The 9407-nt window shown below is 67.6% G+C and carries 7 protein-coding genes; all 7 read right to left on the reverse strand.

All coding sequences use genetic code 11. From position 1 onward, the window contains the following. Positions 1-9 precede the first annotated feature (9 nt). Positions 10-387, reverse strand: a complete 378-nt coding sequence (gene mnhG / locus DU475_RS10615) for a monovalent cation/H(+) antiporter subunit G (RefSeq protein WP_013502417.1) — start codon at positions 385-387, stop codon at positions 10-12. After that, positions 384-665: a K+/H+ antiporter subunit F gene (locus DU475_RS10620; protein WP_047307805.1), complete on the reverse strand. Its 282-nt coding sequence runs from the start codon at positions 663-665 to the stop codon at positions 384-386. Before DU475_RS10620 ends, mnhG begins: the two co-directional genes overlap by 4 nt. Next, entirely contained in the window at positions 662-1150 is a 489-nt protein-coding gene (locus DU475_RS10625) for a Na+/H+ antiporter subunit E (protein ID WP_013502419.1), read from the reverse strand. The genes DU475_RS10620 and DU475_RS10625 overlap by 4 nt, the downstream gene beginning before the upstream one ends. Next, complete coding sequence (locus DU475_RS10630) at positions 1147-2781, reverse strand: monovalent cation/H+ antiporter subunit D (RefSeq protein ID WP_164632121.1); 1635 nt, start codon at positions 2779-2781, stop codon at positions 1147-1149. Before DU475_RS10630 ends, DU475_RS10625 begins: the two co-directional genes overlap by 4 nt. Next, a complete protein-coding gene (locus tag DU475_RS10635; protein ID WP_013502421.1) occupies positions 2778-3119 on the reverse strand; it encodes a Na+/H+ antiporter subunit C in 342 nt (113 codons plus the stop codon). The genes DU475_RS10630 and DU475_RS10635 overlap by 4 nt, the downstream gene beginning before the upstream one ends. Continuing rightward, the gene (locus DU475_RS10640; protein ID WP_164632123.1) at positions 3110-6037 is read right to left on the reverse strand and encodes a monovalent cation/H+ antiporter subunit A; all 2928 of its coding nucleotides are present in this window, start codon (positions 6035-6037) and stop codon (positions 3110-3112) included. Before DU475_RS10640 ends, DU475_RS10635 begins: the two co-directional genes overlap by 10 nt. A 228-nt stretch (positions 6038-6265) precedes the next feature. Then, positions 6266-9407 (reverse strand): AAA family ATPase (locus DU475_RS10645; protein WP_164632125.1); only part of this gene is annotated, 3142 nt, incomplete at its 5' end.

Below are 9407 nucleotides of genomic sequence, written 5' to 3' on the forward strand. Positions count from 1 at the left end.
GACAGTCGGTCAGCGATCCTCGTCGTCCCCAGGCTTGCGCCTTGCGCGTCGGACGATGTCGTCGATATGCCCTTCCGCGGTGTCGCGAAACAGTGCGGCACGCACCAGGAGCATCAGCGTCACCGGGGTGGTGATGGTGACGAAGCCGAGGATCAGCACTTCGTGCAGCAGCGGTCGCGACTCCAGCAGCGAGAAGCACAGCATCGACGCGCCGACGATGAAGGCGGTGCCAAGCGTGGTGCCGAGGGTCGGGGCGTGCGCTCGCTGGTAAAAGCCGTCGAGCCGCAGCAGCCCGAGCGAGCCGATCAGCGTGATGCCGGCTCCGAGCAGCAGCAACAGTGCCACGCACCACGCCGCCCAGGCCGGAAGCTCCGCCGCATGGGTCATTCGATCACCTCGCCGCGCATCAAGAATTTGGACAGCGCCACGGTACCGACGAAACCGAGCAGGGCGATGATCAGCGCCGCCTCGAAATACACGTCGCTGCCGGTTCGGATTCCGACCGTCAGCATCAGCAGCATGGCGTTGACGTACAGCGTATCGAGTCCCAGCACGCGGTCCTGGGCGCGCGGGCCCACCAGCATCCGATAGGTCGCGCAAGCCATGGCGAGGGCGAGCATCACCTGCGCAATCACGACCGACCAGGTCAGCACCACACTGCTCATTCGAAGATCTCCAACAGTAGGCGTTCGTAGCGGCCCTTGATGCGTTCGACCCACTCGCTCTCGTCGACCAGATCGAGCACGTGAAGTTGCAGAACGCCGGTCTCCCGACTGAAATTCACCCACAGCGTTCCGGGCGTGGAGGTGATGATACAGGCCAGCACCGCGAGCCCTTGCGGGCTGCGCAGATCGAGCGGGATATTGACGAAGCCGGAGGTGATGTTGTTGCGCTGGCCGCCGAGAATGATGCTGCCGACCGCGATGTTGGAGCGCACGACGTCGATCAGCACCAGCCCGGCCAGCCGGATGATGGCCGCCGGATTTCGTACCCGGTCGGCGTCGGACTGCAACAACCGCAACAGCCAGCCGCCGATCAGCGCAAACAGGCTGCCGAGCAGGATCGGGCCGAGCGCGATGCTCTGGCTGAGCCACAGCCACATCGCCAGTAGACACAGCGAGATCAGCGGAAACGGCAGCAGCCTGCTCATGAGCCGCCTCCTGTTCTCACCCGGGTCTGCACCGGCGCCAGTACGCTGTCGGTATAGGTCGCCGGCGCGTGCAGCGAGCCGGCGGCGCCCTGCATGTAGCTCATTGCGGTCTGTGGCTGCACCGTCATCGCCACGCAGCCGAGCAGCAGCAGCGCGATCGGTACGATCTCCGCCAGACGAACCCGCGGATCGGCACGCTCGGTCGGGGACCACAGCGTGCGGATGCCGGCACGGGTCATTGCGATCAGCATGGTCAGGCCGGACAGCATCAACAGCGCCAGCAGCGTCCAGCTCAGCGGCGAGATACCCGTCGCGGCGTCGCCGCCGAGCAGGGCGCTGAGCATCGCGAATTTGGCAATGAAGCCGGACGCCGGTGGCAACCCGGCGATCACCGCGGCGCAGCCGACGAAGCACCAGCCGAGGATCGCCATCGAGGCCGGGATCACCATCCCGACTTCTTCGGCATCCGGATCGTCGGGAGCGTCCTCGCCATAGGCTTCGCGGGTCACAGCCAGCATGTCGGCGCCCGGATCACGGCCGCGTTCGAGCAGTTCGATCAGCATGAAGAACGCGGCGATCGCCAGCGTCGAACTGACCAGATAGAACAGCGCCGCTGCGGTCACCGCCGGCTGTCCTGCGGCGGCCGCGACCGCCAGCACGGTGCCGGACGACACCAGCACGGCGTAGCCGGCGAGCCGCGAGATCTCCTGCGAGGCGAGCGCGCCGATCAGACCGAACAGGATTGTCGCGATGCCGGCCGCGACCAGCCAATCGCTGCCGAACAGCGCCGAGGCGCCGCTGCCGGCACCGAAGAACAACAGCGACAGCCGGAGCAGGATGTAGATGCCGACCTTGCTCATGATCGCGAAGATCGCCGCGACCGGCGCGGCGGCAGCCGCATAGGTCGTCGGCAGCCAGAAGCACAGCGGCCACATCCCGGCCTTGACCAGGAAGGCGACGCCGAGCACCGCGGCGCCTGCCTCCAGCAGCGCGCGGTCCTGCGCCGGCACCCGCGGAATCCGGACTGCCAGATCCGCCATGTTGAGTGTGCCGGTGACCGCGTAGATCAGGCTCACGCCGATCAGGAACAGCACCGACGCGGTGAGGTTGACGGCGATGTAGTGCAGGCCGGCGCGCACGCGGGCCTGGCCGGAGCCGTGCAGCACGAGGCCATAGGAGGCCGCCAGCAGCAGCTCGAAAAAGACGAACAGGTTGAACAGGTCGCCGGTCAGGAAGGCACCGTTCAGGCCCATCAGCAGGAACTGGAACAGCGAGTGGAAGTGCGCGCCGACCCGCTGCCAGCGCGCCGTTGCAAAGACCGCGGATGCGAATGCCAGGATGCTGGTGAGCACCAGCATCAGCACCGACAGCCGGTCGACGACCAGCACGATCGCGAACGGAGCCGGCCAGTCGCCGAGCCGGTACACGGCGATCGGCGCGGAGCCGGTCGCGGTCGACGGGTCCACCGCGCGCATCAGCAGCAACGCGATGCCCCCCATCACCACGATCGAGCCGAGATTGGCGAACGCCTTGATCTGCTGATGGCGCTCGTCGATCAGCAGCAACGCCGCGCCGACGAACAGCGGCAGCAGGATCGGCAGAATGATCAGATGGTCAGCCCAGTTCGTCATTCGGGCTCCCGGCCATCGACGTGGTCGTTCCCGGTGAGGCCGCGCGATGCGAGCAGCACCACCAGAAACAGCGCGGTGGTGGCAAAGCTGATGACAATGGCGGTGAGCACCAGTGCCTGCGGCAGCGGGTCGGCGAAGGCCTGCGGATCGCCGATCTGGCCTTTCTCCAGCACCGCGGCAGCCCCGACCCGCAGCCGGCCCATGCTGAAGATGAACAGGTTGACGGCGTAGGACAGCAGCGCCAGACCGATAATCACCTGGAACGTCCGCGGCCGCAGCAGCAGCCACACTCCGCAGCCGGTCAGCGCAGCGATGGCGAGTGCGACGATCAGTTCCATCGGCTGGCCTCGGGCTTTGCGGCTCGGCCGCCGGGCGGGCGGCGATGGCCGCGGATCGATTGATGCGCGAGCGCGATCAGCATCAGTGCGGTGGCGCCGACCACAAGCGAGAACACGCCCAGGTCGAACAGCGCAGCGCTGGCCAGCGGCACATCGCCGATCCACGGGATCTTGGCATAGGCGAAGGCGGAGGTGAGGAACGGGCGCGCCAACGGCAGCGCCGCGGCTCCGGTCAACAATGCCAGCATCAACCCGACGCCGATCCAGCGCAGGGGATGGATGCGCAGCCGCGCCTCGATCCAGCGGGCGCCGCCCGCCATGTATTGCAGGATCAGAGCCGCCGCCATCGCGATGCCGGCAACGAACCCTCCGCCCGGCTGATCATGGCCGCGCAGCAGCAGATACATCGCGGCGATGAAGATGAACGGAAACAACAGTTGCATGATCATCGCCGGCACCGCGAGATAATCGGCAACGGTGTCGCCCTTGCGGCGATCAGCGTCGGCATCGTCGTGCTCGTCCTGCAGTCGTTGCTGCTCCGGGATGTCGATGCTGTCGGCCGCGGGACGAAATCGGCGCAGCAGGGCGAACACCGTCAGTGCCACGACGGCCAGCACCGTGATCTCGCCGAGCGTGTCGAAGCCGCGGAAGTCCACGAGAATGACGTTGACCACATTGGTACCGCCGCCGTCCTGATAGGCGTGCCGCAGGAAGAATTGCGAAATGCTGTCGGGGGCCGTGCGTGTCATCACCGCATAGGCCGATAGCCCCACTCCGGCGCCGGCTGCGGTCGCGACCGCGAGGTCACGGAGCTGCCTGGCGCGTTTGCCGACGCTGCGGGTTGCGGAGATTTCGTCGGTGTCGAGCTGCTTAGGCAGCCAGCGCAGCCCGAGCAGCAACAGGACCGTGGTGACGATCTCGACGCCGATCTGGGTCAGCGCCAAATCCGGGGCCGAGAACCAGACGAAAGTGAGACAGGTCGTCAGCCCCGATCCGCCGATCAGAATCAGTGCCGCCAGGCGATGGAATTTGGCGACTGCCGCGCCGCCGAGCGCGCAGGCGATGCCGACCGTCCATACCAGCGCCAGAGCCGGGTCGATTTCGTCGAACGCGACCGCCGCGACGCTGACACCGCGCGTGAGGGCAGGGACCGCAGCCGCCACCAGCGCCACACAGACCAGCAGCAGCAATTGCGGTTGCAGCCGGCGGGTGCCGAACACCCGTTCGATGCTGCGTGCCCAACGCCAAGATACCGTCACCAGCACCAGATCGAACAGCCGCTGGGTCTTGAACCGTCCGGCGAACAGCGAGCTTTGCAGCCCATGCTGCAGTGGTTCGCGCAGCAAAAGGTATAGGCCCATCCCGCCGGCCAGCGCGATCACGCTCATCAGCAGCGGCAAGTTGAATCCGTGCCAGACCGCGAGGCTGTAATACGGCGTCGCGGTGCCGAGCACCGCGTGCACGGCAAGCTGGAGAAACGGGCCGATCGTCAGCGACGGCACGATGCCGACCACCAGGCAGGTCAGCACCAGCAGTTCGACCGGAAACCGCATCCAGCGCGGCGGCTCGTGCGGCGTGCGCGGCAGGTCGACCGGCGGCGGGCCGAAGAACACCTCGCGGATGAAGCGAAGCGAATACGCCACGGTGAACATGCTGGCGAGGGTGACGATATAGGGCAGGGCATCGTCGAGCAGCGAGCCGTCATGGGTCTCGATGGTTTCGGCGAAGAACATTTCCTTGGACAGGAAGCCGTTCAGCAGCGGCACGCCGGCCATCGCCGAAGCGGCGACGATCGCCAGCGCGCCGGTCTTCGGCATGAACTTCCACAGCCCGCTGAGACGACGAAGATCGCGCGTACCGGTCTCGTGGTCGATGATGCCCGCCGCCATGAACAGAGACGCCTTGAAGGTCGCGTGATTGAAAACATGGAAGATCGCGGCGACGAGAGCCAGCGGGCGGTCGAGGCCGATCAGCAACGTGATCAGGCCGAGATGGCTGATGGTGGAGTAGGCCAAAAGACCCTTGAGGTCGCGCTGAAATACCGCCAGGTAGGCGCCGACCACGAACGTCGCGAGCCCGGTCGTACCGACGATCCACAGCCATTCATTGGTGCCGCCCAGCACCGGCCACAGCCGCACCAGCAGGAACACGCCGGCCTTCACCATGGTGGCGGAGTGTAGATACGCCGAGACCGGCGTCGGCGCCGTCATCGCCCGCGGCAGCCAGAAGTGGAACGGAAACTGCGCGCTCTTGGTCAGCGCGCCGAGCACGATCAGGATCAGGGTCGGTACGTACAGCGCGTGGCCGCGGACCTCGGCGCCGGCCGACAGCACGGCATCGAGGTCGTAGCTTCCGACGATGTGGCCGAGCACCACCACGCCGGCAAACAGGCACAGTCCGCCGGTACCGGTGATCGTCAGCGCCACGCGGGCGCCCTCACGGGCCGCGGCGTTGTGGTGCCAGTAGCCGATCAGCAGGAATGAAAACAGACTGGTGAGCTCCCAGAAGAACACCAGTTGAATGAGGTTTCCGGACAGAACGATGCCGAGCATCGCGCCCATGAAGCCCAGCAGGAACGAAAAGAACCTCGGCACCGGGTCGGACGGCGACATGTAGTAGCGCGCGTAAAGAACGACGAGGGCGCCGATCGCGGTGATCAGGCAGGCGAATGCCCAGGCGAATCCGTCCAGCCGCAATATGAAGCTCAGGCCGGCCTGCGGCAGCCAGTCGAGTTGATAGCGGATCGGCGCCGCACCGGCGCCGGGATAGAGGAAAGCCAGCAGTCCCAGGCAGCCGAGCGCGACGGCGGCGGCCAGCCAGGCCTCGGTGTTACGCGCATTGGCCGGCAACAGCGCCGCAATCAGGCTGCCGGCGAACGGAAGAAGGATGACCGCGAGAAGATAGTCGTTCTGCGGCATTCTTGCTCCTTCCAATCCGGGTCGTGTTTCCGCAGCCCTTTCGGCAACGTTTTCAACTAGGATTCATTTTATGGGGTCTGTGGACGTCGGGAGCAAGACCCATGACGCGCACCGGATCGCACGGCACCGAACCGGCAGCAGCCCAATGCGACGTTTTGGCTCAATCGCGTCAGCACGCCGTGTCAGCAATCGACGCCGCCGGACGCCTGCGCGCATGGCGTCGGCTTACTAGAGCTCGACGAGATCGACCTGATGATCGGGCAGGGACTGCGCGAGCTCAGCGACGTGGCGGTGATGGGTGAACAGGATCATCTGGCGCTGCTGGCCGGCGGCGGCGAGCAGGCGGAGCGTCGCCAGCGTCCGCCGGTCGTCGAAGCTGGCCAGGAGGTCGTCGCCAATGAACGGCAGCGGCTCGGAGACGCGGCGTTCGAGCAGCGCCAGCCGCAGCGCCAGAAACAACTGATCGCGGGTGCCCTCGCTCAGTCCGGACAGCGGTACCCGCTCGCCCGAGGCGCGGCGCGCCACCAGGGTCGGCTCGTCCTGGTCGCCGTAGTCGATGCCGAGCCCGGCAAAGGCATCCGCTGTCGCCAGCGCAAACAACTCGCCGGCGCGCGCCACCATCGGGTCCTGCACCTTGGCGCGATACAGCTCGACGGCCCGGCGCGCCAGCAGCGCCGCTGCCGAACGCTGCAGCCAGTCTTCGGAAATCGCCAGGAGTTCGGCGGCAGCCTCGCGGCGGCGGGCGGCGGCGCCGGCGGCGTCGCGGCCTTTGGTGAGCGAGTCCAGTTCGCGCTGCCGCTGATACAGCGTCGCCGATGCGTCCGAGATATCCTTGAGCAATCGGTCCTGCTGTTCGGTCGCGCTGGCGATGTCGGCCTGCAGCCGGTCGAAATCGATCCCCTCGCGCTCCTGACGAAGCGCGGTCTCGTCGTGACCATCGGCGATCTCGAACAGGTGCCGCCGCAGTTCGGCCTGCTCGGTCTGCAATTGCAGGCGGAAGGCGAGCCGCGACAGCAACTCCGGCACTGCGGCGCTATCAGCCCCCAAGGTTTCGCCGGCGCGCTGCAGCGTCTCGGTGCTCGCCGTGAGCTTGGCCAGCAGCGCACCGCGGCTGAGCGCCCGTCTGGCTGCGTTGTCGTGCAGGCGACGGCAGGCTTCGTTGGCGCGGCGGGCCTCGACGAGCCGTTCGGCGACGCGCGAAACGGCGTCCTGGTCCGCAAGGCTGCCGAGATCCGGCGCGACCCGGCCGACGAGGTCGGCGACGTCGCGCTCGAACTCCTGCAGATCCGACGTGATGGTATCGACGCTGCGGCCCTCGCGCTCGTAACTGGCGCGCGGCACGCCGACCGAGCTCCACACCGACAGCGCCGCCTCGGCCTGGGCCGGCGAGGCGTCGTCGGCGAGCCCGATCGCGCGCACGACTTGCGGCCAATGCTGCCGCAAATCGGCGAGCCGCTGCTCGCAGGTTGCGCGCGCCGCCTCGGCTTCGGTGAGCTCGCGCGCGATCCGGTCACGGGTCGCCGCGCGCGCCTTGGCGTCGCTCCAGGCCGCGACCAACTGATCATATCGCCCCTTGGCTTCGCGATACAGTACGCCCGCCGGCGCGTTCGCGTCGGGCTGTCGGCCGACGCTGTCGAGAAAGCCGATGATCGCCGCCTTGCTGTCGCTGAGCGCCATCTCCTGCACGGCGATGCCGGCACGCTGCAGGTCGCACTTCGCCAGCTTCGCGATGAGTTCGTCGAGCCGGTCGCGCCAGCGCAGCATCTCGGCCGCACCCGACGGATGAAGCCCGGAAGCCGCCCAGGCCCGTCTCCATCCCTCGGTGATATCAGCCAGTCCCTGCTGCAGGCCGGCGCGCTTTTCGATCTCGCGCTCCCGCTTGCTGCACGTATCCGACAGGCGCCGCTGCGCGGCTTCGTGCAGGGCCGCGCGTTCGGTGTCGATCAGCAACGAGTCAGTGATGCCGTCGATGGTGCGCGACGCTTCGGCGACGCGATCGAAGCGAAGCCGGCGTTCGTCGCGGTCGCCATCGAGGCCGTCGTAGAGCGCGCCGAGGCGGTCGTCGCGAGACCGCCGTGCTGCGATCAGATCAGTCTTGGTCGGTACCGCGCCGGCGTTCGACAGCTTCGCCAGCTCCGCCTCGGCGGCGGCGATCGCCTCGTCGAGCTTGGCGATCTCGTTGTCGAGCCGCTTCAATTCGGTTTCACTGAGTTCGAAGGCGCTGGCGAACTTGGTGATGGTGGCGCGATCAGGCACCGGCAGGGCGCGCACCCGGTCGAGCGGGCCGGGTGCCGGATCGAGCGCCGCCAGCGCGCTAGTGATCGCCTCGCTTTCGACCGCGAGCGCGGCACGATCCCGGCGCAGACGATCCTCCAGCGCCGGCACGTCGCCGAGCGCCTCGAAGCGCTGACGCAAAGGTTCCAGATCGACCAGGTGAGCGTCGTCGCCGGTCGCAGCGGCGCTGTCGAGTTCGCGCTTCGCCCGTGCGTGCTTGGCTTCGAGTTCGACCAGCTCCTCTGTGGCGCGCCGCATCTTTTCGAGGCGGTCGCGCGCTTCTGCGAGCGCCGGCTCGGTCGGCAGCGAAGCCAGTAGTTCGACGTGCGAAGCGAGCCCGAGCCGCCGCGCGCAATCGTCCAGCGCAGCCTCGGCGACGGCGCGGTCGTGGCGGCGTCGCGGTAGATCGGCCGCTGCCTTGCGCACCGCGCCGAGCCGCTCGCGCAGGGCGTCGATCGTGCCGGCTTCGGCCAGCAGCGCTTCGTCGACATCGATCGTCGCAAGCTCGGCGGCATCCGTCGCGGCCGCAGCATCGAGCGCGGCGATCTCGGCTTCGAACGAGATCTTGCGATCGAGCGCGGTGCGCCATTCGGCGAGGGTTGGTTCCGCCATAACCGGCAGGTCGGCCAGCGTGGTCAACTCGGTCTCGATGCGGTCGAGCCTCGCCAGTTGCGAGCGCACCCGTAGCGTTCGCTGCCAGCGCGACAGCTTGCCGCCGCAGGCGGCGTGCTCGGTCTTCAGCCGCTCCAACTCTGCTTCAGCGTCCTGCACGACGGCCTGGAGCTGCCGTAGCGCCTCGCGGGTGACGATGGCGTCGCGCAGTTCCTTGTCGGCGGCGTCGCGGCGGTCGGCCGCGAGATAGAACGGCTTGCTGGCGGATTTCCGCGGGGTGAACAGCTCGTCGGCCTGCTGCTGCAGGCGATCCTTGATCCGCGACAGCTCGGCCATACCGGCCGAACTCGCGGCCAATGTCTCGGCTAGATCGCCGCCGACGCTGAGCAGCTTGCTGCCGCCTTCGCGCAGCGCCTGCGCGGTCATGCCGAATTCGCGGTCGAAGGTGGCTCGCGAAGCGTCGCCGAGCAGGGCTGCGAAGTGA

It is taken from the genome of Rhodopseudomonas sp. WA056, assembly GCF_010906995.1.
Classification (GTDB): Bacteria; Pseudomonadota; Alphaproteobacteria; order Rhizobiales; family Xanthobacteraceae; genus Rhodopseudomonas; species Rhodopseudomonas palustris_G.